This is a genomic window from Sagittula sp. (assembly GCF_052825245.1).
In genome coordinates, this window is sequence record NZ_JBRBWD010000036.1 from 1 (window position 1) to 24,213 (window position 24,213).

The following is a 24,213-nucleotide window of genomic DNA, read 5'->3' on the forward strand; positions in this document are numbered from 1 at the left end:
GAAAGGCGACAAGGTCGTCGTCCTCACCGGCAAGGACAAGGGCAAGACCGGAGAGATCCAGTCTGTTGACCCGAAAGCCGGCAAGGCTGTCGTGGAAGGTCTGAACATGGCCATCCGTCACACCCGCCAGAGCCAGACCTCGCAGGGTGGCCGCGTCCCGAAGGCGCTGCCGATCGACCTGTCGAACCTGGCCATCGTCGACGCAAACGGCAAACCGACCCGCGTTGGCTTCCGCATGGAAGGCGACAAGAAGGTCCGTTACGCCAAGACCACGGGGGACGTGATCGATGCTTGATACTGCAAACTACACCCCGCGTCTGAAGGCCCAGTACAAGGACTCGATCAAGGCGGCGCTCAAGGAGCAGTTCGGCTACACCAACGACATGCAGATCCCGCGTCTGGACAAGATCGTGATCAATATCGGGTGTGGCGCCGAAGCCGTCCGTGACTCCAAGAAGGCCAAGTCGGCCGTCGAGGATCTCACCAAGATCGCAGGCCAGCAGGCCGTCGGCACCAAGGCGAAGAAGTCGCACGCGCCGTTCCGTCTGCGTGAAGGCATGATCATCGGCGCGAAGGTCACCCTCCGCGACGTGCGCATGTACGAATTCCTCGATCGCCTGATCACCGTCGCGATGCCCCGCATCCGCGACTTCCGGGGCGTGAAGGCGTCCTTCGACGGCCGCGGCAACTTTGCCACCGGCCTGAAGGAGCACATCGTGTTCCCGGAGATCGAGTTCGACAAGGTCGACGAAGTGTGGGGGATGGACATCATCATCACCACCACCGCCATCGACTTCGGCGAGCATACCGCGGACGCGCAGGCCAAGGCACTGCTGACCGCATTCAACATGCCGTTCACCAAGGCGTAAGGGGAAAAGACATGGCCAAGAAATCCATGGTCGAGCGCGAGAAGAAGCGCCAGCGCCTGGTGGAGAAGTATGCCGCCAAGCGGGCCGCGCTCAAGGAAGCCGCCAACGACGAATCGAAGCCGATGGAAGAGCGTTTCAAGGCGCGTCTGGAGCTTGCAAAGCTCCCGCGCAACTCTGCGCCCTCCCGTCTGCACAACCGCTGCCAGCTGACTGGCCGTCCGCATGCCTACTACCGCAAGCTCAAGATCTCCCGGATCATGCTGCGCGAACTGGGTTCGAACGGCAAGCTGCCCGGCATCGTGAAATCCAGCTGGTAAGGGAGGGTATGATATGAACGATCCTATCGGCGATATGCTCACCCGTATCCGCAACGCACAGGCCCGCGGCAAGTCGACGACCTCGACCCCCGCGTCCAAGCTGCGCGGCTGGGTTCTGGACGTGCTGGCTGACGAAGGCTACATCCGCGGCTATGAAAAGAGCACGGACGAGCGCGGCCACCCCGCGTTCGAGATCAGCCTGAAGTACTTCGACGGCACCCCCGTCATTCGCGAAGTGAAGCGGGTCTCCAAGCCCGGTCGTCGCGTCTACATGGGTGTCAATGACATTCCGCAGGTCCGTCAGGGCCTGGGCGTGTCGATTGTCTCCACCCCCAAGGGTGTGATGTCGGACGCAAATGCACGCGCAGCCAACGTCGGCGGCGAAGTGCTCTGCACCGTGTTCTAAGGAGGCTTTCACATGTCTCGTATTGGTAAGAAACCGGTCGAGCTGCCTTCGGGCGTCGACGCCAAGGTCTCCGGCCAGACCATCGAAGTGAAGGGCCCGAAAGGGACCCAGAGCTTCACTGCCACCGACGACGTGACCATCGTCGTCGAGGACAGCGCCGTGAAGGTGACCCCCCGCGGGTCGTCCAAGCGCGCGCGCCAGCAGTGGGGGATGTCCCGCACCGTCGTCGCCAACCTGGTGCACGGCGTGCAGAACACCTTCAAGAAAGAGCTGGAGATCCAGGGTGTGGGTTACCGGGCTGCACTGCAGGGCAACACCCTGCGGCTGAACCTCGGCTACTCGCACGACGTGGAGTTCGCGATCCCTGATGGCATCACCATCACCTGCCCGAAGCCGACCGAGATCATCATCGAAGGTCACGACGCGCAGCAGGTGGGCCAGGTTGCGGCCAACATCCGCGACTGGCGCCGGCCGGAGCCGTATAAGGGGAAGGGTATCCGCTACAAGGGCGAATACATCTTCATGAAAGAAGGCAAGAAGAAGTAAGGACGGGAACGATGGCAAATACGAAACGTCAACTGTTCCTGAAGCGCCGTCTGCGCGTCCGGAACAAACTTCGCAAGGTCAACGCCGGGCGCCTGCGCCTGTCGGTGTACCGCTCGAACAAGAACATCTCGGCTCAGCTCATCGACGATGTGGCAGGCAAGACCCTTGCCTCCGCATCCTCGCTCGAGCCGACGCTGGGCGTGGTCGGCAAGAACAACGTCGAGGCGGCTGCAAAGGTCGGCGCGGCGATTGCCGAACGTGCCAAGGCAGCCGGTGTGGAAGAAGCCTACTTCGACCGTGGCGGCTTCCTGTTCCACGGCAAGGTGAAGGCCCTGGCCGACGCCGCCCGCGAAGGTGGTCTGAAGATCTGATGCGTGGCGGGGCGGAGTTTCTCCGCCCTGCTCACCGTCCCGCCGGAAGGGCGTCGCAAGACGTGTCCGCCATGGGACAGAAGGTAGGGTGCGCCTTCGGGGCACCCTCTTTTGCAGGCGGGTCACCGCCTCGATGATCCGGGGTCCGCGTCCGCGCACCACCTGGATTGGCCAAACCGGTGCTCTTGGGCACCACAAGGAAGGAATGCCAGATGGCAGAACGTGATAACCGCCGGGGCAACCGTCGCGACCGCGACGAAACACCGGAATTCGCAGATCGCCTCGTCGCGATCAACCGTGTGTCCAAGACCGTCAAGGGGGGCAAGCGCTTCGGCTTTGCCGCGCTCGTGGTCGTGGGCGACCAGAAGGGCCGCGTCGGCTTCGGCAAGGGCAAGGCGAAGGAGGTCCCCGAGGCCATCCGCAAGGCCACCGAGCAGGCAAAGCGCAAGATGATGCGCGTGCCGCTGAAGGAAGGCCGCACGCTGCACCACGACGTCGAAGGCCGTCACGGTGCTGGCCGCGTGGTGATGCGCACCGCACCGCAGGGTACCGGGATCATCGCCGGTGGTCCGATGCGTGCCGTGTTCGAAATGCTGGGCGTACACGACGTTGTCGCCAAGTCGATCGGCTCGCAGAACCCGTACAACATGATCCGCGCCACCCTCGAGGGCCTCTCGAAGGAGCAGTCGCCGCGCAACGTTGCGCAGCGTCGTGGCAAGAAAGTGGCCGACATCCTGCCCAAGCGCGATGAAGCGCCGCAGGAATCGAGCCAGGTCGCTGAGGAGGCGTAACCCATGGCAAAGACCATCGTCGTCAAGCAGATCGGCTCCCCGATCCGCCGCCCGGAGATCCAGCGCAAGACGCTCATCGGCCTGGGCCTGAACAAGATGCACAAGACCCGCGAACTGGAGGATACCCCCTCCATCCGCGGCATGATCCGCAAGATCCCGCACCTCGTGGAGATCATCGAAGAGCGCGGCTGAGCCGTCCTTCCGGATTTGTATCAGAAACACCCGCCGGTTCCGCCGGCGGGTGTTTTTATTGGGGCAGGGGAGGTGATACCGGCGGAAAAGATCGCCCAAACGGCTGATTTTGAAATTAATTTTCTGCACAAAACTTATGCGTTTTCTGCATTGCAGCATTGTCCAAACGGGCTTTGTAACGGGCCTCCGCCGGGTCTATCTGCCAGTAAGACAATCAAGTCGCACACTGGAGACACCAAATGACCCCCATCTTCCGCAGCATCGCGAAAGGGTTTGTCGTCGAGCGCCTGAAAAGCGTGGCGAACCACAAGCCGGTCCCGAGCTGGACCGAATACCTGCGCGCCCAGGGTGGCCTGCGCGGCTGATCGCCCGCACGCCAGAACAGGCCCGCCAAATCGCCGTCCCGCAAGGGGCGGCGATTTTCGTTTGCATCGCAGACACATTTCTCACGCAGAGTTCAAGTTGCCGGGAACAGGCCGGGCGCTACCCTTGCGTCACCAAACGAACAGGGAGCGTTTCGATGACCATCAACCGCCGGACTTTTCTGTATTCCGCCGCCGCGACCGGGACCATCATGGTCCTGCCCTTCGCTGCCCGCGCCGAGGCCCACATGGGCGACATGTTCGAGACGGACATGGGCGCCGTGACCGTGCACCCGGTCCACCACGCCTCCATCGTGCTTGAGACGCCGGTGGGCGTGATCTACGTCGATCCGGTCGGCGAGGCCTCGGAATACGAGGGCCTGCCCGCCCCGGACCTGATCCTCATCACGCACGAGCACGGCGACCACTACAACGCTGAGACGCTCTCCGCCGTGAAGCCCGCGGACAAGCCGGTTGCGATCTACACCAACCCGGCGGTCTTCGACATGCTGAACGAGGACATCAAGCCGAGCGCCGAGGCCATGGCGAACGGGGATTCGAAGACCTTCGGCGAATTGACCATCGACGCGATCCCGGCACACAACGTGACCGAGGACCGTATGAACTTCCACCCGGAGGGCCGCGACAACGGCTATGTCCTGACCATGGGCGATTTCCGGATCTACGTCTCCGGTGACACCGAACCGACGCCCGAGATGGAAGCGCTGACCGACATCGACCTGTGCTTCATGTGCATGAACCTGCCGTTCACGCAGACCGCCGAACAGGCCGCCGAGGCTGTCAAGGCCTTCATGCCCGCCGTGGTCTATCCCTATCACTACCGCGGTCGCGACGGCGGCACGCAGGACCCGGAGGCCTTCGCCGAAATGGTCGGTGACGCGGCCGAAGTGAAGATGGGCGAGTGGTACAAGCCCGGCGAACTGGGCTGAGGCACAGCCACCCTGGGGCGCATCACGCACCCTCTTGCAGGCGATTTGTCCTTCCCGCACTCTGCTGTGGGGAGGACATGAGATGCTCGACACCGCCGGCTTTGACCTGAACGCCATTGGGCCGGACTTCATCGAGAATCCCCATCCCATGCTGGCGGCGCTCAGGGAACAGGCGCCAATGCACCGCAACCCCGACGGGTCCGTCTACCTGACGCGCTACGACGACGTTCTGAAGATCTACCAGTCGCGTGAGATGTCGTCGGACAAGACCCGAGCCTTCGACGAGAAGTTCGGCGCCTGTCCGCTGCACACCCATCATACCTCCAGCCTCGTGTTCAACGATCCGCCCTATCACACGGTGGTGCGCAAGCTGGTGTCCGGCGCCTTCACCCCGCGCAAGCTGGCGGAGTTCGAGCCGCTGATCGAGGGCATCGTCGACCGCCTGCTCGACCGGGTGGAGGAGATGGGCCGCTTCGACATGATCGACGATTTCGCCAAGGTCCTGCCGACCGAGATCATCTCGTTCATGCTGGGTATCCCGGAGGAGCATCGCGCCCGCCTGAGGGGCTATTCCCTCGCCATCCTCGGTGCGCTGGACCCGGTGGTCTCAGATGAGAAGCTGGAGGAGGGCAACCGCGCGGTCACGGAGTTCGGCGAGATTCTGGGCGACCTGATCGACCACCGGCGCCGCAACCCGGACGCTGCGCGTCAGGGCGAGGTGCTGCAGAGCCTGATCTTTGGCGAACACGACGGACGGCGGCTGACACGCGACGAACTGATCCAGAACTGCATCTTCCTGCTGAACGCCGGGCACGAGACGACGACCAGCCTTGTCGGCAACGCCATCGGACTGCTGCTGGATTTCCCCTACCAGCACCGCATGCTTCTGGACGACCCCGGACTGATCGGCACCGCGGTGGAGGAATTCCTGCGTGTGGAAAGCCCGCTGCAGATCGGCAACCGGCTGGCGGGAGAGGACATTGCCCTTTCGGGCGGCGTTCTGCCGAAGGGCACCTACATCCACACATCCATCGCCGGGGCCAACCGCGATCCGGAGGTCTTTGCCCATCCCGACGTTTTGGACATCACCCGGCGCCCCAACCGCCAGATCGCCTTCATCACAGGAATCCATGTCTGTCTTGGCGCGACCCTGGCGCGGGTCGAGGGGCGCATCGCCATCGGCCGCTTCGTCGCACGGTTTCCACGGCTTGTGCCGAACGGGGACCGCAAGCGCGTGCCGCTGGCCCGGTTCCGGGGCTGGGCAATGCTGCCGGTGAGCGTGCGCTGAGGTCCTGCGGGGCCCTGTGCGTGGTGCGGGCGGAGAGTGCGGAGGGGGCGCTGCCCCCGCCCCTTCGGGGCCCCCCGAGGTATTTGCCGCCAAGATGAAGGGGGTGGGGCGTCAGTCGGTGCCGCGCTGCTTGCGCAGGCGGGCGAAGTAGTCGACGCGTTTGCGCATGTCGCGTTCGAAGCCGCGGTCCACGGGGTCGTAGAACCGGGTGCGGCCCATGTCCTCGGGGAAGTAATCCTGTCCGGAGAACCCGTCCTCGGCGTCGTGGTCGTAGGCGTAGCCGGTGCCGTAGCCCTGCTCCTTCATCAGCCGGGTGGGCGCATTCAGGATGTGCTTGGGCGGCATGAGGGAGCCGGTGTCCTTCGCCGACCTGCGCGCGGCCTTGTAGGCCACGTAGGCGGCGTTCGACTTGGGCGCCAGGGCGAGGTAGATCAGCGCCTGTGCCAGCGCCAGCTCGCCCTCCGGCGAGCCGAGGCGTTCGTAGGTGTTCCAGCTGTCGAGGCAGACGGCCTGCGCCTGCGGATCGGCGAGGCCGATGTCCTCGACCGCCATGCGGGTGATGCGGCGGGCGAGGAAACGGGGGTCTTCGCCCGCGTCCAGCATCCGTGCAAACCAATAGAGGGCCGCGTCCGGATCGCTGCCGCGCACCGACTTGTGCAGCGCCGAGATCAGGTTGTAGTGGCCGTCGCCGGACTTGTCGTATTGCGCCGCCCGCTTCATCAGGCGGGTCTTCAGCCCGTCGGTGCCGAGCGGTGCTGTAATCTTCCACGACATCACCTGTTCGATCAGGTTCAGGAGGGCGCGGCCGTCGCCGTCGGCCATGTTGATCAGCGCGTGACGGGCACCTTCGTCGAGCGGCAGCTTGCGGTCGAGCATGGTTTCGGCGCGGGTGGCCAGCTTTTCGAGGTCCCCGGCAGAGAGGCGTTCGAGCACCAGAACCTGCGACCGACTGAGCAGCGCGCGGTTCAGTTCGAAGGAGGGGTTCTCGGTCGTGGCGCCGACGAGCAGGATCGTCCCGTCCTCCATGTGCGGCAGGAAGCCGTCCTGCTGCGCCTTGTTGAAGCGGTGGATCTCGTCGACGAAAAGCAGCGTGCCGCGGCCTTGCTGGCGGCGCAGCTTGGCCGCGTCGAAGACCTTGCGCAGCTCCGGCACACCGGTGAAGATCGCGCTGATCTGGACGAAGTGCAGGTCGGTGGCATCGGCCAGAAGCCGCGCGATGGTGGTCTTGCCGACGCCGGGCGGCCCCCAGAAGATGATCGAGCCGAGGCTGCCGGCGGCCAGCATCACCCCCAGCGGAGATTCCGGGCCGAGCACTTGCTCCTGTCCGATGACCTCGGCCAGCGTCTGCGGGCGAAGGCGGTCCGCCAGCGGGCGGGGGGCGTTGTAGGCGGGCGTGGGTGAGTTGTCGAAGAGGTCGGCCACGGTCAGATCCGGAACTGCAGGACGAGGCGGCGGTTGCCGCGCAGCGCCTCGATCTGGATCAGCCGCCCGGCGCGGCGCATCAGGCGTTCCACGTCGGCGGGTGAGGCCACCGGCGCGCCGTTGACCCGCAGCACGAGGTCGCCGCGCTGCAGCCCGGCCCGCGCGCCGTAGGGGCCGGGGTCGAGGACAGCCACGCCGTAGCTGGTGGAGAGGGGCAGGCCCAGGTCCGCCTGTACGGCAGGATTGACGCGGGCGATGGAGAGGCCGGGCAGGGTCGCGTCTTCGCCGAGGCTGATTGTGTCGCGTGGCGGGTCCTCCGGCGGGGTCATCATGGCGACGCGGGCGTGGGACTGGTCGCCGTCACGGATGTAGAGCACATCCGCCTCCGCCCCGATGCCGCGCACCGACATGCGGAACAGCACCTCGGCGGGGGTGTTGACTGCCATGCCGTCCACCTCGAGGATGACGTCGCCGGTGCGCAGACCTGCCTCTGCAAATGGGCTGGCGGCATGCAGTTCGGCGATGACGACGCCGCCGGGCAGGCCGAGGCCCAGCGTCTCTGACAGGTCCGCGTTCACCGGCTGTGCGGTCATCCCGGCCCAGGGCCGTTCGAAGCGGGTGTTGCCGGCGGCGGCTTGTTTCACGAATTGCGCCACGAGGCCGGAGGGGATAGCGAAGCCGATGCCGTTCGACCCGCCCGACCGGGTGAGGATCGAGGTGTTGATGCCGATCAGGCGCCCCTCGATGTCGATCAGCGCGCCGCCGGAGTTGCCGGGGTTGATCGGTGCGTCGGTCTGGATGAAGTAGCCGCGCGCGTTGCCGGTGGCGGTGCCGGAGCGTGCCAGCCCGCTGACGATGCCCGAAGAGACGGTCTGCCCGACGCCGAAGGGGTTGCCGATAGCCAGCACCAGTTCGCCCACCTCCACCGTGTCGCTGTCGCGGAGGGGCAGGTGGGGCTTGTCGGTGGCGCCTTCGAGCTGGAGGATGGCGAGGTCCGATTCCTCGTCGCCCAGGAGCACTTTGGCCGCGTACTCCTGCCGGTTGTTCAGCACCACGCGGATGTCGGTGGCCTGTCCGACGACATGGTAATTCGACACCACGATCCCGTCCTCCGACAGGATCACGCCGGAGCCGAGGGAGTTCTGGATCCGGGGGCGGGCCTGGCTCTGGAAGTCGCGGAATAGGTTGCCGAATATCGGGTCGTCGGCGAAGGGGCTGCGGTTCCGCTGCACGACACGGCTGGCGTAGATGTTAACCACCGCGGGGGTTGCCTGTTTCACGAGAGGCGCGAAGCTGAGCGAAATCTGGGCCTGGCTTTGCGGCACCTCGGTCTGGGCGAGGGCGGGCTGGGCGAGAATGGCGGTCAGGCAGAGCAGCAGGACGCGCACGGGGAACCTCCGGTTTTCGTGTCCGGTTGATATGCCTGCCGCGGGGGTACGTTTCAACCCGGCGGAACGCCGCTCCCTGCCCGGGCGTTGACCTTGCAGAGAACGGAAAGAAAAGGAGGACCCCATGCCGGAGCGTTTGAAATCCAAGGACGGGCGCCGCGAGACGGAAGCCTATGTCGATGACGTCGACACGCCGTCCGACCAGGGCCGCGCGCAGGGCAACCTTGAACGAAAGGTGGGCACCCGAGACGAAATGAAGCGTGCCGAGAAGGACGATCCGGGCGCGACCCGCGTCACGAAATCGGACGAAGCAGGCTCCGGGAACCTCGGCGGCCATCACGGCACGGACAAGGGGAGCACCTGAGCATGAGCAAGCTGAAAAACGGAACATGGGTCGTTGTGACGGACAGTGAAAAGGCGCTGTTCCTGCGCAACCTGACCGACCACGACAATCCGAACCTGGATGTCTTCGACGAGGACGAGCAGGAGAACCCCTCGGACCGCGAGCAGTCCGCCAACCGGCCCGGCCGGATGAACGACACCGGCGTGCAGCAGCGTTCGGCCATGGACGACACCGACTGGCATGAATTGGCGAAGGAGCGGTTCGCGGCCGACCTCGCCGAGAAGCTTTATGAGGAGGCGCACAAGGGTTCTTTCAAGCATCTTGTGATTGTCGCCTCGCCGCAGGTGCTGGGCGTGCTGCGTGAGGAGATGCACAAGGAGGTTGCCGACAAGGTCGTCGCCGAGGTGCCGAAGACGCTGACCAACCACCCTGTCCGCGAGATCGAGAAGCTGGTGAAGCGGGAGCTGGACGCGGCGTGATGCCGGGCCAGATGGACGTCGCAGGCACACCTTCGGAAGGAGAGCTGACATGACGGCCATCGTGAAGAAACTTGCGGTGGCGCTTGGCCTTGCTGGCAGCGCCGCCGCGGCGGACAACGCTTTGTTCCTGCGCCTGTCGCCGGACCGTGAGGATCTGGAGGCCTACCGATGGTCTGTGCGTCCGGTTCTGGTCTTTGCCCCCGACAGCGACGACGCGCAGTACACAGAGCAAATTGCGCTGCTGCGGGCCGCAGAGGCCGGTCTGGCAGAGCGGGACATCGTGGTGCTGACGGATACCGCACCGGACGAGAAGGGGCGCCTGCGGGCCGCCCTGGCGGTCGACGGGTTCGAAGTGCTGCTGGTCGGCAAGGACGGCGGCGTAAAGCTGCGTCAGGAAACGCCGCTGTCGGTCGATGACCTCTTTGCCACGATTGATGCCATGCCCATGCGGCAGCGCGAGATGGTGGACTGAACCGGCCATACCGCTCACGACAAAGAAACAGCCCCCGTCGCTTGCGCGGCGGGGGCTTTCACTGTCCCGAGTCTGTGACCCACGGATCGGCGTCGTGCGCCGTCCGTAATTATTCTTCTGCTTCGAGCGCCTCGAGGCGGGCCTTGTCGGCGGCGCCTTTTGCCTCGGGATCGCGGTCCACCAGCTCGATGATGGCCATCGGGGCCATGTCACCGTAACGGAAGCCGGCCTTCAGGACGCGGGTGTAACCACCGCTGCGCTCTGCGTAGCGCGGGCCGAGGATGTCGAACAGCTTGGCGACGTCCTTGTCTTCCTTGAGTTGGGATGCGGCCTGACGGCGGGCGTGCAGGTCGCCGCGCTTGCCGAGCGTGATCAGCTTGTCCATGATCCGCTTCAGTTCTTTTGCCTTCGGCAGGGTGGTCTTGATCTGCTCATGCTCGATGAGCGAGCCGGCCATGTTCGCCCAGAGTGCCTTGCGGTGCTCGTGGGTGCGGTTCAGGCGGCGGTAGCCTTTTGCGTGACGCATTTTCTTACTCCTAACGTGCCCTCTACGGGCGGTTTTGCTTTGTCAGTCCGGCGATGCGTGTCACCGGCTCTCCTTGGGGCCGTGAGGCCCGGAACGAGGCGTTGCCGCCTCGTCAAAGGGTGGGTCCGGTCATAAGACGGACCCACCGCTATTCTCAGAACGAGTCTTCCAGCTTCTTGGCCAGATCCTCGATGTTGTCCGGCGGCCAGTCCTCGACGTCCATGCCGAGGTGCAGACCCATACCGGACAGCACTTCCTTGATCTCGTTCAGCGACTTGCGGCCGAAGTTCGGGGTGCGGAGCATCTCGGCTTCGGTTTTCTGGATCAGGTCGCCGATGTAGACGATGTTGTCGTTCTTCAGGCAGTTTGCCGAACGGACCGAGAGCTCCAGCTCGTCGACCTTCTTCAGCAGCAGCGGGTTGAACTCCAGACCGTCGTCGTCGTCCTGGCGGGTGGCCGACTCGGGCTCTTCGAAGTTGACGAAGATCGACAGCTGGTCCTGCAGGATGCGCGCCGCGTAGGCAATCGCGTCTTCCGGCGTGACGGAACCGTCGGTTTCCACCTTCAGCGTCAGCTTGTCGTAGTCCAGAACCTGGCCTTCGCGGGTCGGCTGAACGTCGTAGGCGACCTTCTTGACCGGCGAATAGATGGCGTCGATCGGGATCAGGCCGATGGGTGCGTCTTCCGGCTTGTTCTTGTCGGCGCTGACGTAGCCCTTGCCCGTGTTCACGGTGAATTCCATGTACACTTCCGCGCCTTCGTCGACGTGGCAGATGACATGGTCACGGTTGAGGATCTCGATGCCGGCGGATTCGGAGATGTCGCCGGCCTTTACCACGCCGGGGCCCTTCGCGGAGACGGAGAGGCGCTTCGGCCCTTCTACTTCCATCTTCAGGGCGACCTGCTTGAGGTTCAGGATGATGTCGGTGACGTCCTCGCGCACGCCTGCAACCGAGGAGAACTCGTGCAGGACGTTGTCGATCTGCACGGAGGTGATGGCCGCGCCTTGCAGCGAGGACAGCAGCACACGACGCAGTGCGTTGCCAAGTGTCAGACCAAAGCCCCGCTCCAGCGGCTCGGCGACGCAGGTCGCCTGCTTGGACGGATCAGCGCCCGGCTTGATCTCAAGCTGGGTCGGCTTGATCAATTCTGCCCAATTCTTGTGGATCATGCAGTTCCCTCCATACCTGCCGGCGTCCCATGTCCAATAGATGCCGACGCCCGAGGTTTCGAAACGACAGAACGAGGCAGGGCATTGTGCCCCGCCTCGTCGAATATTCTGGTCGGATCAGACGCGACGGCGCTTCGGCGGACGGCAGCCGTTGTGCGCGATCGGGGTCACGTCGCGGATGGACGTGATGTTGAAGCCGACGGCAGCCAGCGCACGCAGCGCGGATTCACGACCCGAACCGGGGCCCTGCACTTCGACTTCGAGCGTCTTCACACCGTGTTCCTGTGCCTTCTTGCCTGCGTCTTCCGCGGCGAGCTGGGCAGCGTAGGGGGTCGACTTGCGCGAACCCTTGAAGCCCATGGTGCCTGCGGAGGACCAGGAGATGGCGTTGCCCTGAACGTCGGAGATCAGGATCTTGGTGTTGTTGAAGGTCGAGTTCACATGCGCCACGCCAGCGGCGATGTTCTTGGAGACCTTTTTCTTGCCGCTGGTGCGGCGAGTATCGCGTGCCATTGGTCGGTGCCTCCCTTACTTCTTCTTGCCTGCGATGGGCTTTGCGGGGCCCTTGCGCGTGCGTGCGTTGGTGTGGGTCCGCTGGCCGCGGACGGGGAGGTTGCGACGATGGCGCAGGCCGCGGTAGCAGCCGAGGTCCATCAGGCGCTTGATGTTCATCTGCACGTCGCGGCGCAGGTCGCCCTCGACGGTGTAGTTGGCGTCGATGTGCTCACGGATGGCGAGGACTTCGGCGTCCGAAAGCTCGTTCACGCGACGGGTCGCGTCGATGCCCACGGCTTCGCAGATGGCCCGGGCCGATGTGTGGCCGATACCGGTGATGTAGGTGAGCGCGATCGGTACGCGCTTGGCGGTCGGGATGTTGACGCCGGCAATACGTGCCAAGTCTCTGTTCCTTTCGTTGCGAGCCCGTAGCACCGGGCCCTTTTTTCACAACATGAGCCCGTGCGGTCGGCGCACGGGCTGTCCGTCATTTCTCAGGTGATCTGCCCGGCACGAAGGCCTTCGATTCGGGCGGCTTCCCATGCGGGATGGGGCTACCTAAGGGGCGGACGCCACAACGTCAACCCCTGTCAAGTCCTCGTTTCGGGCAAATCGGGATATAGCCCTGAACGGGCGTATAAGCCAGTACATAAACCGTTGTCCGTGCACCCGGATCATGACATTGTGGTCCGGTCAACGAAATTGGTGTGCTCGGGGGAGTGGATGATCACACAGGTCGTTTACGTCAGTCGCGCGGTTCATCCGATGGGCCGCGGGACCGACAGGGATATCCTCAGGGTGGCGCGGAAACGCAATGCGGAACTTGGCCTGACGGGGTTCCTCTTCCGGACGCGCACCCACTACATCCAGCTCCTCGAAGGGCCGCCCGAGGCGGTCGGGCAGGTGACGGAGTCCCTGCGCCGCGACCCGCGCCATACCGATTTCGACGTGATCCGCACGATGCAGGCCGACACCCGCAGCTTCGAGCGCTTTGCCATGGGCTACGACGACGTGCTGCAAATGCGTGCGGCGGCGTTCATCGAGAGCCTGAAGTCCTCTGCCATCTCGGATTCAAGCCTGCGGGCCCATGTCGAACTGCTGGCCGTGGGACGGCGCAGGAAAAAGGCCGCTCTCGCGGCCTCTCTCGGTCAATTCGTTTCAGGGATGACGTTCAGCCGTCGAGCTTCCCGCCAATAGCCGACTTGATCTCGTCGATCTCGCCCAGGCCGTCCACGCGGCTGTGCACGCCTGCATGGTAGTAATAGCCGATCAGCGGGGACGTCTGCTTGTAGTAGGCCATCAGGCGCGTGCGCAGCGATTCCTCGTTGTCGTCGGCGCGGCGCTTGAACTCCGTCCCGCCGCACTTCGAGCACTTGCCATCCTCGGGGATCGGCTTGGTGATGTCGTTGTAGACCTCGCCGCAGGATCCGCAGGTCGAGCGCGCGGTGATGCGCTTTACCAGGGCCTCGTCCTCGACGCGGAGTTCGATCACCTTGTCCAGCGTCTGGCCCACTTCTTCCAGCAGCTCGCCCAGCGCATCGGCCTGCTTCAGGGTGCGCGGGAAGCCGTCGAAGATGAAGCCCGACGCCTTCTCGGTGGTCAGCTTCTCGCGGATCAGGCCGATCACGATGTCGTCGGTGACAAGCTCGCCGCGTGCCATCACGTCGGCAACCTTCTTGCCCATTTCCGTTCCGCTGTCCTTCGCCTCGCGCAGCATGTCGCCGGTCGAGAGCTGCACCATGCCGCGTTCTTCCACGAGAAACCGAGCCTGTGTGCCCTTGCCCGCCCCCGGCGGCCCCAAAAGAATGATATTCATCGCCGCGCAGGTCCTCCACGTTTCTTGCGCGCCTTACCCTTACCACGCAACTGGGATTTCTGGATAAGACCTTCGTATTGATGCGCCAGGAGGTGGCTTTGCACCTGCTGGATGGTGTCCATGGTCACGGAAACCACGATCAGTACGGAAGTACCACCGAAATAGAACGGAATGGCAAGCTGCGTGCGCAGGATTTCCGGCATCAGCGCGACACCGGCCAGGTACAGGGAGCCCACCACCAGCACGCGGTTCACCACGTATTCGAGGTACTCCGCCGTCTTTTTGCCCGGACGGATGCCGGGGACAAAGCCGTTCTGGTTCTTGAGGTTGTCCGCCACGTCGTCCGGCTTGAAGGAGACGTTGAACGTGTAGAAGTACGCGAAGAAGACGATCATCGCCCCGAAGAACAGCAGGTAGAGCGGCTGGCCGGGACCGAAGTAGGCAAGGATCGTCGACATCACCGGGCCAGCCGAATCCGAGCCGGAGAAGGTGGAGATCGTCACCGGCAGCAGAAGCAGCGACGAGGCGAAGATCGCCGGGATGACGCCCGCCGGGTTGACCTTCACCGGCAGGTGGGAGGACTGCGCCTCGGTCATCTTCATGCCGACCTGGCGGCGCGGGTACTGGATCGTGATCTTCCTCAGCGCCCTCTCCATGAAGACGACGAAGGCGATCAGCGCCGCGACGGCCAGGATCACGCCGACGATCACCGCAGGGCTGATGGCGCCCGACCGGCCGGAAGCGAAGAACTGCGCCAGGGCTGCGGGCAGTTCGGCGACGATGCCGACGAAGATGATCAGCGAGATGCCGTTGCCGACGCCGCGCGCGGTGATCTGCTCACCCAGCCACATCAGGAACATGGTGCCGCCGACAAGCGTGATCACGCAGGAGGCACGGAAGTACCAGCCCGGATCGGTCACGAGGTCGCCGCCTTCGAGGCTGACGGCAAGGCCGTAGGCCTGCATGGTGGCCAGCGCGACGGTGGCGTAGCGGGTGTACTGGTTGATCTTCTTGCGGCCCTGCTCGCCCTCTTTCTTGAGCTGCTCGAGCGCCGGCACCATGGCCGTCAGAAGCTGCACCATGATGGAGGCGGAGATGTAGGGCATGATCCCCAGCGCGAAGATACCCATCCGGCCGAGCGCACCGCCGGTGAACATCGACACGATGCCCGCAACGCCGGTCGAGGCCTGCTCCACGAAGTCACGCAGCGCGGCGCCGTCGATCCCGGGAACCGGGATGAAGGTGCCGAGGCGGTAGACGATCAGAAGGCCGAGGGTAAAGAAGATGCGGTTGCGCAGGTCGGTTGCCTTACCCAGCGCGGCCCAGCTGGTGTTGGCGGCCATCTGCTCTGCTGCGGATACCATGCGGATCTCTCTTTTCAGGCAAACGCCGCCAAGACGGGTTTTCCGTCTGGCGGCGCTTTGGGAAAACTGGGGGCTATGTAAGCGGCGCTGACGCCGCTCACAACCCGGTTTTGCGCCGCAGGGCGCGGGCGGAGGTTACTCCGCAGCCGCGACCTTGAGCGCGCCACCGGCCTTTTCGACCGCTTCGACAGCCGACTTGGAGGCGCCGGTCACGTCGATGGTCAGGGCGGTGGTCACGTCGCCCTTGGCGAGGACGCGGATGCCGTCCAGCTTGCGGCGGACGAGGCCCGAGGACACCAGCGTGTCCTCGTTGATGTTGGCGGCGTCCAGCTTGCCTGCGTCGACGAACTTCTGGATGAGACCCAGGTTCACGACGGCAAAGCTCAGGCGGTTCGGCTTGGTGAAGCCACGCTTGGGCAGACGCTGGTAGAGCGGCATCTGGCCGCCTTCGTAGCCGTTGATCGCCACGCCCGAACGGGATTTCTGACCCTTGATACCACGGCCACCCATCTTGCCCTTGCCCGAACCCGGGCCGCGGCCGATGCGTTTCTTGGTCTTGGTTGCGCCGGGATTGTCGCGCAGTTCATTGAGTTTCATGTCGCTTCTCCATTGCCGGATGTGGCCCTCGAAGCGATACGGGCCAACCACGGCTTTTCTTGATTGTGAAGTGTGGCCGCGCAAGTCGAGTCGGGCCACCGGGGGCGTATAGTCGCTGAGGGGCTGCCGTGCAAGGGAGGAGTGCGGCCGGCCCTTTCCCTCGGCAGGAACCGGAGCGTGCGACGGTTCGATATGTGTCCGGTATCGGGTACGACATGCCTTGTCATACCTCGCAAATGTGAAGCCAATGGGCGCCGATCCTGCCGGGCTGCGCCGGACGCCATGACGATAAACGGACCATGATGCTCGGTAGCGATTGACTTTCCGCACCGCAGCGATCATATGCCCCTCAGCCGCACCCGCCGCGTGAGCGGGGCAGACGGGCAATATGGCCCGCACGGCTGTTTCGGCACATCCAACCTGCCGACCACACTCCCTGACATGGCTCCCACATCACGCTTGGGTCCAGACCCGCGACAGGCGCCCGACATACGGTCCGGTGCCCGCGTTCGCGGTCCCCTTGCGGTCCTGCCCTTCCGGCGGGTGCCACGCTATTCGCGCCTGCTGGCGCTTCGAAGGAACACCTTTTGGATTTTGACATGCTGGGGCTGCCGCCCCGCCTCCTGGCGAACCTCGCCGACCTGAACATCACCGATCCGACCCCGATCCAGACCCAGGCCATCCCGCACGCGCTGAACGGCCGCGACGTGATGGGCCTTGCGCAGACGGGCACCGGCAAGACGGCCGCCTTCGGCCTGCCGATCGTCACCACCATCATGCGCGACCAGTCGCGCCCCGGCCCGAAACAGGTGCACGGGCTGATCCTTGCGCCGACCCGCGAACTGGCCAAGCAGATCGTGGACAACCTGCGCGCCTACTCCGCCAATACCCCGGTCAAGATCGGCCTGGTCACCGGCGGCAATTCCATCAACGGGCAGATCAACCGTCTTGCCAAGGGCACCGACCTGCTGGTCGCCACCCCGGGCCGCCTGATCGACCTGATGGAGCAGAAGGCCGTACGGCTGGACGCGACCCGCTTCCTCGTGCTGGACGAGGCCGACCAGATGCTGGACCTCGGCTTCATCCACGCGCTGCGGCAGATCGCCAAGGTCCTGCCGAAAGAGCGTCAGACCATGCTGTTCTCGGCCACCATGCCGAAGCAGATGGCCGAGATCGCCGCCGCCTACCTGACCGATCCCATCCGGATCGAAGTCACACCTCCGGGCCAGCCGGTCGAACGCATCGACCAGTCGGTGCACTTCGTCGAGCAGAAGTCCAAGACGTCGCTGCTGGTCAACCACCTCGACGGTCACCGCACCGAGGCCGCGCTGGTCTTCGCCCGCACCAAGCACGGTGCGGAGAAGCTGAAGCGCCACCTCGAGGACAAGGGCTTTGCCGCCGGTTCGATCCACGGCAACAAGAGCCAGGGTCAGCGGGACCGCGCGCTGAAGGCCTTCCGTGACGGAGAGCTGACGGTGCTGGTCGCGACAGACGTGGCGGCCCGCGGGATCGACATCCCGTCGGTGCGCTACGTCTACAACTACGATCTGCCCAACGTCGCCGACAACTACGTCCACCGGATCGGGCGCACCGCGCGCGCGGGCCGGGACGGGACGGCGGTCGCCTACTGCTCGGCCGAGGAGATGGGCGAGTTCAAGGCCATCGTGAAGCTGATGGGCCGCGAGATCGAGGTCGCGGGCGGCGAAGCCTGGGAACCGGTGAAGCCCGTGGGCCGCGGCAACGGTCGTGGCCGGGGCGGTCGTCCCGGTGGCGGCGGTCACGGCGCGAAGCACGGCGGCGGTCACAAGCCGGCCCATGCCAAGCCCGCCGCAGCCAAGGGCCGTCCGCGCCGCCAGCGCCGCGCCAAGGCAGCCTGAGCCTGAATTGACGAGCGAAGGCCGTCCCGCATCCCGCGGGGCGGCCTTCGCGTGCTTGACAACCACCCCCACATTCGTGACGACACCGCCATGACACCACTTCTGCAAGTAGCCCTTGGCGGCGCGCTTGGCGCCTCGGCCCGGTACATGACCGGCCTTGGCATGGCGCGCCTGATGGGCAAGGGATTCCCATGGGGGACGCTGACGGTGAACATCGTCGGCAGCTTCGCCATGGGCGTCCTTGTCGTGGTGCTGGCGCATCTGGGCGGCAACCGCCTTGCGCCGTTCCTGATGACCGGCGTGCTGGGCGGGTTCACCACCTTCTCGGCCTTCTCGCTGGACGCGGTGACGCTTTACGAACGCGGGCAACTTGGCATCGCGGCGCTTTACGTGGGCGCGTCGGTGGTCGTCTCCATCGCGGCGCTCTTCGCGGGGCTGCTGCTGGCACGGAGCGTGACGACATGAGCCGGGTACAGACCATCACAGTGGGGCCGGGCGACGGCGACCAGCGGCTGGACCGCTGGCTGAAGCGGCTGTTCCCCCACGTCGCCCAGGCCCGCATCGAGAAGATGTGCCGCAAGGGCGAACTGCGGATCGACGGCGGGCGCTGCAAGGCGTCCTCGCGGATCGAGACGGGCATGCAGGTGCGCATCCCTCCGCTGCCCGAACCGGGGCAAGTGGAAAGCGCGCCGAAACCCTCCTTCAACGAGAAGGACGCGGAGATGATCCGCGACTGCGTCTTGTGGAAGGACGACCACATCATCGCGCTGAACAAGCCCCCGGGGCTGGCGACGCAGGGCGGCTCGGGCCAGACCCGGCACGTCGACGGCCTGTCGGAGGCGCTGACCTTCGGCATGGACGAAAAGCCCCGGCTCGTGCACCGGCTGGACAAGGACACCTCGGGCGTGCTGCTGCTGGCGCGCACCCGTGCCGTGGCCAAGTCGCTGACGGAGGCGATCCGCCACCGCGAGGCGCGCAAGATCTACTGGGCGCTGGTCGCCGGTGTGCCGACCCCTTACCTTGGCGAGATCAAGTACGGCCTGGTGAAGGCACCCGGCCACGGCAAGGGCGGCGAGGCCGAGAAGATGCGCTGCGTGCATCCGAAGGACATCGCCACGACCGAGGGCGCCAAGCGGGCGCATACGCTATACGCCACGCTTTACCGCGTCGCGGGTCGCGCGTCCTGGGTGGCGATGGAGCCGATCACCGGCCGCACCCACCAGCTTCGCGCGCACATGGCCGAGATCGGTCACCCGATCATCGGCGACGGCAAGTACGGCGGCTCCGGTCAGGAGAACCTCGGCGACGGCTGGGGCGCCCAGCTTGGCGGGATCATCTCGAAGAAGCTGCACCTGCACGCGCGGTCGCTGACGCTGCTGCACCCGGTGACGAAGAAGCCCTTCACCGTGACCGCCCCGCTGCCCGAGCATATGAAGCAAAGCTGGGACACGCTGGGCTGGGAAGAGGACTTTGCCGACGACGATCCGTTCGAGGCGCTGCATTGACCGATCTGAAGCTTGTCATCTTCGACGTCGACGGGACGCTGGTGGACAGCCAGGGCGATATCCTCGCCGCGATGACCCGGGCCTTCGACAGTCAGGACCTGCCGCAACCGGCGCGCGAGGATGTGCTGGGCATCGTCGGCCTGTCGCTGCCGGTCGCGATGGAACGGCTTGCGCCGCAACTGGGCGTCGTCCGCAGGACGCACCTGGTGGAGGCCTACAAGCGGTCCTACGCGGCGATCGTGAAGGAGGGTGGGGCGATGGCCTCGCCGCTCTATCCGGGCATCCCGGAGCTTCTCGACCGGCTGGGCGCCATCGACAACGTCTTGTTGGGCGTGGCGACAGGCAAATCCCGCAAGGGGCTGACGGCGCTTCTGAACGCGCATGGCCTTGCGGGCCGGTTTGTCACCACGCAGGTTGCTGACGACCATCCCTCGAAGCCGCATCCGGCGATGCTATATGCGGCGCTCGATGACGTGGGCGTGGATGCGCCTCAGGCGGTGATGATCGGCGACACGAGTTACGACATGGACATGGCGGACGCTGCGGGCATACCCGGCATTGGCGTGACATGGGGCTATCACCCGGCGACGGCGCTGATCAACGCAGCGCGGGTGGTGTCCGACACGGCGGGCCTGCAGGCCGCGATCTTCGACATCCTGGAGGTCTCTGCATGAGCGAATGGGCAATGAAACGCTTCTGGAAGGACGCGACGGTCGAGCCGTCCGGCCCGGGGTTTGCCGTCAAGCTGGACGGGCGCGGGGTGAAGACCCCGGCCAAGACGCCGCTGATCGTCCCGACCGAAGGGCTGGCCGAGGCGGTGGCCGCCGAATGGCGCGCGCAGGACGAGCGCGTGAACCCGCTAACCATGCCCTTCACGCGCATGTCCAACTCGGCCCTCGACAAGGTGGCCACACAGCGCGCGGATGTGGCGGAGATGCTGGCCTCTTACGGCGACAGCGATCTTCTGTGCTACCGCGCCGACAAGCCTGCCGCACTGGTGAAGCGCCAGAACGACGGCTGGGACCCGCTGCTCGACTGGGCGGCGGAGACATACGGCGCACGGCTGGAACCGCGCGCCGGTGTCATGCACCAGCCGCAGTCGCCGGAATCGTTGGCGCGCCTGTCGCGGGAGGTGCACGCTCTGGATGCCTTCCAGCTTGCTGCGTTCCACGATCTCGTATCCATGTCGGGCTCGCTGGTGCTGGCCCTCGCGGTGATCCGCGGACATCGCGACGCGGAAGAGGCGTGGCGGCTGTCACGGATCGACGAGACCTGGCAGGAAGAGCAGTGGGGCGTCGACGAGGAAGCGGCAGAAATTGTGGCCCTGAAGCGGAACGAATTTCTGCACGCCGCGCGTTTCTACGTGCTATCAACCGTTTGAAGGCCCGGGCGGGCCTTTGGCGGATCGTGGATGACAGCACGGGATCGCGGCTTGACCTCTTGGCAGGAATCCGCCCAAACTGTCGCCGATCAAGAGGGATGAACCCTCATAATTTCCTGAATCCGAAGGCTGATCCGACGGTTGATGGCGAGGCAAAGACCTGAAGGTGAGGACGGCATGTACAGGATAATCGGCGCAGGGCTCGCCATGCTGCTTGCGGGCGCCGCAACGGCAGGGACGTTGGACGAGGTCAAGACGCGCGGAACCCTGAACTGTGGCGTGAACACCGGGCTCGTCGGTTTCGCCTCCAAGGATTCCAATGGCGAATGGCGCGGGTTCGACGTCGGCATGTGCCGGGCCGTGGCCGCGGCCGTCCTTGGCGACCCGATGGCCGTCAACTTCGTTGAGACCACCGCCGCGACCCGCTTTACCGCGCTGAATGCCGGGGAAATCGACCTGCTGGTGCGCAACACGACGTGGAGCTTCGCGACGGACGTCGACCTGAAGGTCGATTTCGCAGGCATCAACTATTACGACGGCCAGGCCTTCATGGTGCCCAAGACGCTGGGGCTGAGCTCGGCGCGGGAACTGGACGGGCGGTCGATCTGTGTGCAGGCCGGTACCACGAGCGCGCTGAACGTCGACGAGTATTTCGACCGCTACCAGATGAGCTACGAGGCGGTGCCGGTCGAAGGCACGGCAGAAGCGCAGTCGCTTTACCTTGAGGGCGCGTGCGAGGTCTATTCGTCCGATGCCTCCCAGCTGGCCGCGATCCGCGCCACCTTCGCCAACCCGGGTGACCACGTCCTTCTGGAAGACATCATCTCGAAGGAACCGCTGGGGCCGGCGATCCGGCATGGCGACAACGACTGGGCCGATATCGTGCGCTGGACGCTGAACGCCCTGATCGCCGCTGAGGAACTTGGCGTCAATTCCGCCAACGTCGACGAACTGAAGGCACAGGGCACCAGCACGCCCGAGCTCAACCGCCTGCTCGGGCTCGAAGGGCGCATGGGCGAGATGCTGGGGCTTGATGCAGATTGGGCTGTCCGGGCGATCAAGGCGGGCGGCAACTATGGCGAGCTCTTCTCGCGCAATATCGGGGTGGACACGCCCATCGGTCTGTCGCGGGGACTGAACCTGCAGTGGACCGAGGGCGGCCTGCTCTACAGCCCGCCGTTTCGCTGAGGCCGGGTCAGGGCTGACGGGCTCGCGGATCAGTCGCTGAAATCGCGCCCGACTGCGAAGTCCACCGTTTCGCCCGGCGCATCCAGCGCTTTCCAGGCCGTGATCGGGAAATCCACCACCAACGTCGCGCAGGTCGGATAGTCGTCAAAGCGCGGATGGTCCGGCGGCGTGGCGACGATACTCTGCGCGAAAAGCCCGATGCCCGGGTTGTGCCCCAGCATCAGCACGGTGTCGCCCTTCGCCTTCCGCAGCGCCTTGCGCATCTTGTCCGGCGTGGCGAGGTACAGTCCCTTCTGGAAACTCGTCGGCGCGGTGATGCGCAGCAGGTCCAGCGTCTCGCGCGTGCGCTGCGCGCTGGAGCAGAGGATCTGGTCGGGCAGGTAGCCCTTCTCTCGCAGCCAGTCGCCCATGGCTTCGGCGGACCTCTGGCCCCGGGCGTTCAGTGGACGGGCGGAGTCGGGCTGGCCGAGGGACCAGTCGGACTTGGCGTGGCGCATCAGGATCAGGCGTTTCACGGTCGGTAATGCCTCATGAATGCGGACATGTGGAAGGTGGACTGTTCGGGGCGCCGACGGAAGTCGTTGGCCACCGGGCAGGCGCGCCGGACGAGGCAGCCCTGCCGGCACGCGGCCCCCTCAGGTCTTGCCACGTGGGCCTGGCAGCGCGGGACATCGTAGGCTTGATCCTCTGCCAGCGCGGACACCGGGCAGGCGGTCGTGCAGGGGGCGGCGCAGGTGTCACAGGGGCGCGTGGGCGGCGCGGCAAGGTCGAGCCGGTCGGGCAGGGCGAGGGCGCCGCGAAAGCTGAGGAACAGCCCCGCTTCGTCATGCACCAGAAGGCCCACGGGGGACGGCCAGCATCGCCCGCTGTCCACGGCCCATTGCAGGAACGGCGGGTAGGGCGGACCGTCGGACGGGAAGATGGCGGGCGCGCCGAGGTCCGAGGCCAGCGCGCCGATCACCCGTTTCGACCAGCGGTCCAACGGGTCCTCTCCGCCGTCGCCATACTCGGGCGAAGCGGTGAACACCTGCCAGAAGCGCGGCTCGTCCGGGCCCAGCAGCACGATGGTACCGGTGCCTTCGGGCGCACCGTCGTCCGGGCCGGGATGCAGCGCACCGCGCACGGCGAGTGCCTGCGCGCGGGCCGCGGCATCCACCCGCTCGAGCGTCATCTGCGCGGGGTGAGCGGCGGCAGGTCCGGTTGCCGGATCATCGAGCCGGAGCCATGTTCGGTGAAAAGCTCCAGCAGGCAGGCGTTGGGCACGCGGCCATCGACGATGACCACGGCGCGCACGCCTTCCTCCAGCGCCTTCAGCGCGGTCTCGGTCTTCGGGATCATGCCGCCCGCGATCACCCCTTCGGCGGTCAGCTTGCGGATGTCGTCGGGGACAAGCTCCGTCACCACCTCGCCCGAGCTGTCCTTCACCCCGGCCACGTCCGTCAGCAGGAGCAGGCGATCCGCCTTAAGCGCGCCCGCGATTGCCCCGGCCGCAGTGTCGCCGTTGACGTTGAAGGTCTCGAGCGGGTCCATGCCGGTCGCCACGGGCGCCACCACGGGGATGATCCCGGCGGTGAAGAGGTCGCGCAGCACCTGCACGTTCATCTCGATCGGGCGGCCGACAAAGCCCAGTTCCGGATCGTCGGCCTCGCAGACCATAAGGTCGTCGTCCTTGCCCGACAGGCCCACGGCGCGGCCGCCCTCGTCCATGATCGCCTGAACGATCCGCTTGTTCACGAGGCCGGTCAGCACCATCTCGACCACCTCTACGGTGGCCTGGTCGGTGACGCGTTTGCCGCGCACGAACTCCGACTTGATGTCGAGCCTCTTGAGCATGTCGTTGATCATCGGCCCGCCACCGTGCACGACGATGGGGTTCACGCCCACCTGGCGCATCAGCACGATATCACGGGCAAATTCCGCCATCGCGTCGGCGTCGCCCATCGCATTGCCGCCGAACTTCACGACGACAATGGCGCCGGAATAGCGTTGCATGTAGGGCAGGGCCTCGGAGAGGGTCCGGGCGGTCGCTTTCCAGTCTTTGTTCATGTTGCGCGGTCTCATCTGGTCGTTCCCTTGGCATCTGCTGCGACAATGCCG

General features: G+C 65.4%; 33 protein-coding genes. 21 read left to right on the forward strand and 12 right to left on the reverse strand.

The genetic code is table 11. The annotated features are described in order from the left end of the window. The 11 genes from rplX to ACU0DV_RS15680 form a co-directional block, all read left to right on the forward strand. On the forward strand, nucleotides 1–295 hold a 295-nt coding region (gene rplX, locus ACU0DV_RS15630; RefSeq protein ID WP_446273556.1), incomplete at its 5' end, for a 50S ribosomal protein L24. Beyond that, complete coding sequence (rplE, locus tag ACU0DV_RS15635; protein ID WP_100928281.1) at nucleotides 288–869, forward strand: 50S ribosomal protein L5; 582 nt, start codon at nucleotides 288–290, stop codon at nucleotides 867–869. The genes rplX and rplE, both read left to right, overlap by 8 nt. Nucleotides 870–880: 11 nt before the next feature. Beyond that, nucleotides 881–1,186, forward strand: a complete 306-nt coding sequence (gene rpsN, locus ACU0DV_RS15640; RefSeq protein WP_005854839.1) for a 30S ribosomal protein S14 — start codon at nucleotides 881–883, stop codon at nucleotides 1,184–1,186. Between the two features lie 13 nt (nucleotides 1,187–1,199). Next, nucleotides 1,200–1,592 (forward strand): 30S ribosomal protein S8, encoded by a 393-nt coding sequence (gene rpsH / locus ACU0DV_RS15645; RefSeq protein ID WP_100928280.1) that lies wholly within the window; start codon nucleotides 1,200–1,202, stop codon nucleotides 1,590–1,592. Nucleotides 1,593–1,604: 12 nt separating this feature from the next. Next, nucleotides 1,605–2,138 (forward strand): 50S ribosomal protein L6, encoded by a 534-nt coding sequence (gene rplF / locus ACU0DV_RS15650; protein WP_100928279.1) that lies wholly within the window; start codon nucleotides 1,605–1,607, stop codon nucleotides 2,136–2,138. 11 nt (nucleotides 2,139–2,149) lie between these two features. Next, on the forward strand, nucleotides 2,150–2,509 hold the full coding sequence (gene rplR, locus ACU0DV_RS15655) for a 50S ribosomal protein L18 (RefSeq protein WP_100928278.1): 360 nt from the start codon (nucleotides 2,150–2,152) through the stop codon (nucleotides 2,507–2,509). 212 nt (nucleotides 2,510–2,721) lie between these two features. Then, entirely contained in the window at nucleotides 2,722–3,300 is a 579-nt protein-coding gene (gene rpsE, locus ACU0DV_RS15660; protein ID WP_100928277.1) for a 30S ribosomal protein S5, read from the forward strand. Between the two features lie 3 nt (nucleotides 3,301–3,303). Further along, on the forward strand, nucleotides 3,304–3,492 hold the full coding sequence (gene rpmD, locus ACU0DV_RS15665) for a 50S ribosomal protein L30 (RefSeq protein ID WP_100928276.1): 189 nt from the start codon (nucleotides 3,304–3,306) through the stop codon (nucleotides 3,490–3,492). Between the two features lie 239 nt (nucleotides 3,493–3,731). After that, a complete protein-coding gene (locus ACU0DV_RS15670) occupies nucleotides 3,732–3,857 on the forward strand; it encodes a hypothetical protein (protein ID WP_256388405.1) in 126 nt (41 codons plus the stop codon). A gap of 155 nt (nucleotides 3,858–4,012) precedes the next feature. Continuing rightward, nucleotides 4,013–4,804, forward strand: a complete 792-nt coding sequence (locus ACU0DV_RS15675) for an MBL fold metallo-hydrolase (protein ID WP_446241107.1) — start codon at nucleotides 4,013–4,015, stop codon at nucleotides 4,802–4,804. Between the two features lie 82 nt (nucleotides 4,805–4,886). After that, nucleotides 4,887–6,092, forward strand: coding sequence for a cytochrome P450 (locus ACU0DV_RS15680; RefSeq protein WP_446241106.1), 1,206 nt, complete (start codon nucleotides 4,887–4,889; stop codon nucleotides 6,090–6,092). Nucleotides 6,093–6,203: 111 nt separating this feature from the next. Here ACU0DV_RS15680 and ACU0DV_RS15685 read toward each other — a convergent pair whose 3' ends face one another. Both ACU0DV_RS15685 and ACU0DV_RS15690 read right to left on the reverse strand, forming a co-directional pair. Next, entirely contained in the window at nucleotides 6,204–7,514 is a 1,311-nt protein-coding gene (locus ACU0DV_RS15685) for a replication-associated recombination protein A (RefSeq protein ID WP_446241105.1), read from the reverse strand. Nucleotides 7,515–7,516: 2 nt separating this feature from the next. Next, nucleotides 7,517–8,902: a trypsin-like peptidase domain-containing protein gene (locus ACU0DV_RS15690; RefSeq protein WP_446241104.1), complete on the reverse strand. Its 1,386-nt coding sequence runs from the start codon at nucleotides 8,900–8,902 to the stop codon at nucleotides 7,517–7,519. Between the two features lie 124 nt (nucleotides 8,903–9,026). Here ACU0DV_RS15690 and ACU0DV_RS15695 point away from each other — a divergent pair, with 124 nt between their 5' ends. The 3 genes from ACU0DV_RS15695 to ACU0DV_RS15705 are packed head-to-tail and all read left to right on the forward strand — an operon-like array spanning nucleotide 9,027 to nucleotide 10,196. Then, the gene (locus ACU0DV_RS15695) at nucleotides 9,027–9,266 is read left to right on the forward strand and encodes a hypothetical protein (RefSeq protein WP_100928271.1); all 240 of its coding nucleotides are present in this window, start codon (nucleotides 9,027–9,029) and stop codon (nucleotides 9,264–9,266) included. Nucleotides 9,267–9,268: 2 nt separating this feature from the next. Then, nucleotides 9,269–9,724 carry a host attachment family protein gene (locus ACU0DV_RS15700; protein ID WP_100928270.1) on the forward strand — a complete coding sequence of 152 codons (456 nt, stop codon included), beginning with the start codon at nucleotides 9,269–9,271 and terminating at the stop codon, nucleotides 9,722–9,724. Nucleotides 9,725–9,773: 49 nt separating this feature from the next. Next, on the forward strand, nucleotides 9,774–10,196 hold the full coding sequence (locus ACU0DV_RS15705) for a DUF4174 domain-containing protein (protein ID WP_446241103.1): 423 nt from the start codon (nucleotides 9,774–9,776) through the stop codon (nucleotides 10,194–10,196). A 109-nt stretch (nucleotides 10,197–10,305) separates the two neighbouring features. On the opposite strand, the gene rplQ is transcribed toward ACU0DV_RS15705, so the two are convergent. The 4 genes from rplQ to rpsM all read right to left on the reverse strand — a co-directional run bounded on the left by rplQ (nucleotide 10,306) and on the right by rpsM (nucleotide 12,790). Next, the gene (rplQ, locus tag ACU0DV_RS15710; protein WP_100928269.1) at nucleotides 10,306–10,722 is read right to left on the reverse strand and encodes a 50S ribosomal protein L17; all 417 of its coding nucleotides are present in this window, start codon (nucleotides 10,720–10,722) and stop codon (nucleotides 10,306–10,308) included. 154 nt (nucleotides 10,723–10,876) lie between these two features. After that, nucleotides 10,877–11,893, reverse strand: a complete 1,017-nt coding sequence (locus ACU0DV_RS15715) for a DNA-directed RNA polymerase subunit alpha (RefSeq protein WP_100928268.1) — start codon at nucleotides 11,891–11,893, stop codon at nucleotides 10,877–10,879. 117 nt (nucleotides 11,894–12,010) lie between these two features. Continuing rightward, nucleotides 12,011–12,406 carry a 30S ribosomal protein S11 gene (gene rpsK, locus ACU0DV_RS15720; protein ID WP_100928267.1) on the reverse strand — a complete coding sequence of 132 codons (396 nt, stop codon included), beginning with the start codon at nucleotides 12,404–12,406 and terminating at the stop codon, nucleotides 12,011–12,013. A 15-nt stretch (nucleotides 12,407–12,421) separates the two neighbouring features. Further along, nucleotides 12,422–12,790 carry a 30S ribosomal protein S13 gene (rpsM, locus tag ACU0DV_RS15725; protein ID WP_005854870.1) on the reverse strand — a complete coding sequence of 123 codons (369 nt, stop codon included), beginning with the start codon at nucleotides 12,788–12,790 and terminating at the stop codon, nucleotides 12,422–12,424. A gap of 321 nt (nucleotides 12,791–13,111) precedes the next feature. Between rpsM and ACU0DV_RS15730 the strand changes: the two genes are divergently transcribed. Next, nucleotides 13,112–13,585, forward strand: a complete 474-nt coding sequence (locus ACU0DV_RS15730) for a BLUF domain-containing protein (protein ID WP_446241102.1) — start codon at nucleotides 13,112–13,114, stop codon at nucleotides 13,583–13,585. Here the strand turns inward: ACU0DV_RS15730 and ACU0DV_RS15735 are convergent. The 3 genes from ACU0DV_RS15735 to rplO form a co-directional block, all read right to left on the reverse strand. After that, nucleotides 13,560–14,204: an adenylate kinase gene (locus ACU0DV_RS15735; RefSeq protein WP_100928265.1), complete on the reverse strand. Its 645-nt coding sequence runs from the start codon at nucleotides 14,202–14,204 to the stop codon at nucleotides 13,560–13,562. The genes ACU0DV_RS15730 and ACU0DV_RS15735 overlap by 26 nt on opposite strands. Further along, nucleotides 14,201–15,568 carry a preprotein translocase subunit SecY gene (secY, locus tag ACU0DV_RS15740; RefSeq protein ID WP_100928264.1) on the reverse strand — a complete coding sequence of 456 codons (1,368 nt, stop codon included), beginning with the start codon at nucleotides 15,566–15,568 and terminating at the stop codon, nucleotides 14,201–14,203. The genes ACU0DV_RS15735 and secY overlap by 4 nt, the downstream gene beginning before the upstream one ends. Nucleotides 15,569–15,703: 135 nt before the next feature. Next, nucleotides 15,704–16,165, reverse strand: coding sequence for a 50S ribosomal protein L15 (gene rplO / locus ACU0DV_RS15745; protein WP_005854878.1), 462 nt, complete (start codon nucleotides 16,163–16,165; stop codon nucleotides 15,704–15,706). A gap of 599 nt (nucleotides 16,166–16,764) precedes the next feature. On the opposite strand from rplO, the gene ACU0DV_RS15750 reads away from it, so the two are divergent. The 6 genes from ACU0DV_RS15750 (at nucleotide 16,765) to ACU0DV_RS15775 (ending at nucleotide 22,116) form a co-directional block, all read left to right on the forward strand. Continuing rightward, nucleotides 16,765–18,042, forward strand: a complete 1,278-nt coding sequence (locus ACU0DV_RS15750; RefSeq protein ID WP_100930878.1) for a DEAD/DEAH box helicase — start codon at nucleotides 16,765–16,767, stop codon at nucleotides 18,040–18,042. 90 nt (nucleotides 18,043–18,132) lie between these two features. Further along, nucleotides 18,133–18,507, forward strand: coding sequence for a fluoride efflux transporter CrcB (gene crcB, locus ACU0DV_RS15755; protein WP_100930877.1), 375 nt, complete (start codon nucleotides 18,133–18,135; stop codon nucleotides 18,505–18,507). Then, complete coding sequence (locus ACU0DV_RS15760; protein WP_100928263.1) at nucleotides 18,504–19,547, forward strand: RluA family pseudouridine synthase; 1,044 nt, start codon at nucleotides 18,504–18,506, stop codon at nucleotides 19,545–19,547. Before crcB ends, ACU0DV_RS15760 begins: the two co-directional genes overlap by 4 nt. Continuing rightward, entirely contained in the window at nucleotides 19,544–20,221 is a 678-nt protein-coding gene (locus tag ACU0DV_RS15765; RefSeq protein WP_446241101.1) for an HAD-IA family hydrolase, read from the forward strand. The genes ACU0DV_RS15760 and ACU0DV_RS15765 overlap by 4 nt, the downstream gene beginning before the upstream one ends. Then, on the forward strand, nucleotides 20,218–20,928 hold the full coding sequence (locus ACU0DV_RS15770; protein WP_370313266.1) for an ATP12 family chaperone protein: 711 nt from the start codon (nucleotides 20,218–20,220) through the stop codon (nucleotides 20,926–20,928). The genes ACU0DV_RS15765 and ACU0DV_RS15770 overlap by 4 nt, the downstream gene beginning before the upstream one ends. A 177-nt stretch (nucleotides 20,929–21,105) precedes the next feature. After that, nucleotides 21,106–22,116, forward strand: a complete 1,011-nt coding sequence (locus ACU0DV_RS15775) for an amino acid ABC transporter substrate-binding protein (RefSeq protein ID WP_446241100.1) — start codon at nucleotides 21,106–21,108, stop codon at nucleotides 22,114–22,116. A 29-nt stretch (nucleotides 22,117–22,145) separates the two neighbouring features. Here the strand turns inward: ACU0DV_RS15775 and ACU0DV_RS15780 are convergent, their stop codons facing one another. Genes ACU0DV_RS15780 through argB form a run of 3 tightly spaced genes read right to left on the reverse strand, consistent with a single transcriptional unit; the run spans nucleotide 22,146 to nucleotide 24,162 of the window. Then, nucleotides 22,146–22,631 (reverse strand): SixA phosphatase family protein, encoded by a 486-nt coding sequence (locus ACU0DV_RS15780; protein WP_370313265.1) that lies wholly within the window; start codon nucleotides 22,629–22,631, stop codon nucleotides 22,146–22,148. Next, nucleotides 22,628–23,287 (reverse strand): ferredoxin, encoded by a 660-nt coding sequence (locus ACU0DV_RS15785; protein ID WP_446241099.1) that lies wholly within the window; start codon nucleotides 23,285–23,287, stop codon nucleotides 22,628–22,630. The genes ACU0DV_RS15780 and ACU0DV_RS15785 overlap by 4 nt, the downstream gene beginning before the upstream one ends. Beyond that, nucleotides 23,284–24,162 (reverse strand): acetylglutamate kinase, encoded by an 879-nt coding sequence (gene argB / locus ACU0DV_RS15790; RefSeq protein WP_370313263.1) that lies wholly within the window; start codon nucleotides 24,160–24,162, stop codon nucleotides 23,284–23,286. Before argB ends, ACU0DV_RS15785 begins: the two co-directional genes overlap by 4 nt. Nucleotides 24,163–24,213 lie beyond the last annotated feature (51 nt).

Coding starts and splice junctions, on each gene's coding strand:
- rplE (WP_100928281.1), top strand. CDS start 288: ATGCTTGATACTGCAAACTACACCCCGCGTCTGAAGGCCCAGTACAAG.
- rpsN (WP_005854839.1), top strand. CDS start 881: ATGGCCAAGAAATCCATGGTCGAGCGCGAGAAGAAGCGCCAGCGCCTG.
- rpsH (WP_100928280.1), top strand. CDS start 1,200: ATGAACGATCCTATCGGCGATATGCTCACCCGTATCCGCAACGCACAG.
- rplF (WP_100928279.1), top strand. CDS start 1,605: ATGTCTCGTATTGGTAAGAAACCGGTCGAGCTGCCTTCGGGCGTCGAC.
- rplR (WP_100928278.1), top strand. CDS start 2,150: ATGGCAAATACGAAACGTCAACTGTTCCTGAAGCGCCGTCTGCGCGTC.
- rpsE (WP_100928277.1), top strand. CDS start 2,722: ATGGCAGAACGTGATAACCGCCGGGGCAACCGTCGCGACCGCGACGAA.
- rpmD (WP_100928276.1), top strand. CDS start 3,304: ATGGCAAAGACCATCGTCGTCAAGCAGATCGGCTCCCCGATCCGCCGC.
- ACU0DV_RS15670 (WP_256388405.1), top strand. CDS start 3,732: ATGACCCCCATCTTCCGCAGCATCGCGAAAGGGTTTGTCGTCGAGCGC.
- ACU0DV_RS15675 (WP_446241107.1), top strand. CDS start 4,013: ATGACCATCAACCGCCGGACTTTTCTGTATTCCGCCGCCGCGACCGGG.
- ACU0DV_RS15680 (WP_446241106.1), top strand. CDS start 4,887: ATGCTCGACACCGCCGGCTTTGACCTGAACGCCATTGGGCCGGACTTC.
- ACU0DV_RS15695 (WP_100928271.1), top strand. CDS start 9,027: ATGCCGGAGCGTTTGAAATCCAAGGACGGGCGCCGCGAGACGGAAGCC.
- ACU0DV_RS15700 (WP_100928270.1), top strand. CDS start 9,269: ATGAGCAAGCTGAAAAACGGAACATGGGTCGTTGTGACGGACAGTGAA.
- ACU0DV_RS15705 (WP_446241103.1), top strand. CDS start 9,774: ATGACGGCCATCGTGAAGAAACTTGCGGTGGCGCTTGGCCTTGCTGGC.
- rplQ (WP_100928269.1), bottom strand. CDS start 10,722: ATGCGTCACGCAAAAGGCTACCGCCGCCTGAACCGCACCCACGAGCAC.
- ACU0DV_RS15715 (WP_100928268.1), bottom strand. CDS start 11,893: ATGATCCACAAGAATTGGGCAGAATTGATCAAGCCGACCCAGCTTGAG.
- rpsK (WP_100928267.1), bottom strand. CDS start 12,406: ATGGCACGCGATACTCGCCGCACCAGCGGCAAGAAAAAGGTCTCCAAG.
- ACU0DV_RS15730 (WP_446241102.1), top strand. CDS start 13,112: ATGATCACACAGGTCGTTTACGTCAGTCGCGCGGTTCATCCGATGGGC.
- ACU0DV_RS15735 (WP_100928265.1), bottom strand. CDS start 14,204: ATGAATATCATTCTTTTGGGGCCGCCGGGGGCGGGCAAGGGCACACAG.
- secY (WP_100928264.1), bottom strand. CDS start 15,568: ATGGTATCCGCAGCAGAGCAGATGGCCGCCAACACCAGCTGGGCCGCG.
- rplO (WP_005854878.1), bottom strand. CDS start 16,165: ATGAAACTCAATGAACTGCGCGACAATCCCGGCGCAACCAAGACCAAG.
- ACU0DV_RS15750 (WP_100930878.1), top strand. CDS start 16,765: ATGCTGGGGCTGCCGCCCCGCCTCCTGGCGAACCTCGCCGACCTGAAC.
- crcB (WP_100930877.1), top strand. CDS start 18,133: ATGACACCACTTCTGCAAGTAGCCCTTGGCGGCGCGCTTGGCGCCTCG.
- ACU0DV_RS15760 (WP_100928263.1), top strand. CDS start 18,504: ATGAGCCGGGTACAGACCATCACAGTGGGGCCGGGCGACGGCGACCAG.
- ACU0DV_RS15770 (WP_370313266.1), top strand. CDS start 20,218: ATGAGCGAATGGGCAATGAAACGCTTCTGGAAGGACGCGACGGTCGAG.
- ACU0DV_RS15775 (WP_446241100.1), top strand. CDS start 21,106: ATGTACAGGATAATCGGCGCAGGGCTCGCCATGCTGCTTGCGGGCGCC.
- ACU0DV_RS15785 (WP_446241099.1), bottom strand. CDS start 23,287: ATGACGCTCGAGCGGGTGGATGCCGCGGCCCGCGCGCAGGCACTCGCC.
- argB (WP_370313263.1), bottom strand. CDS start 24,162: ATGAACAAAGACTGGAAAGCGACCGCCCGGACCCTCTCCGAGGCCCTG.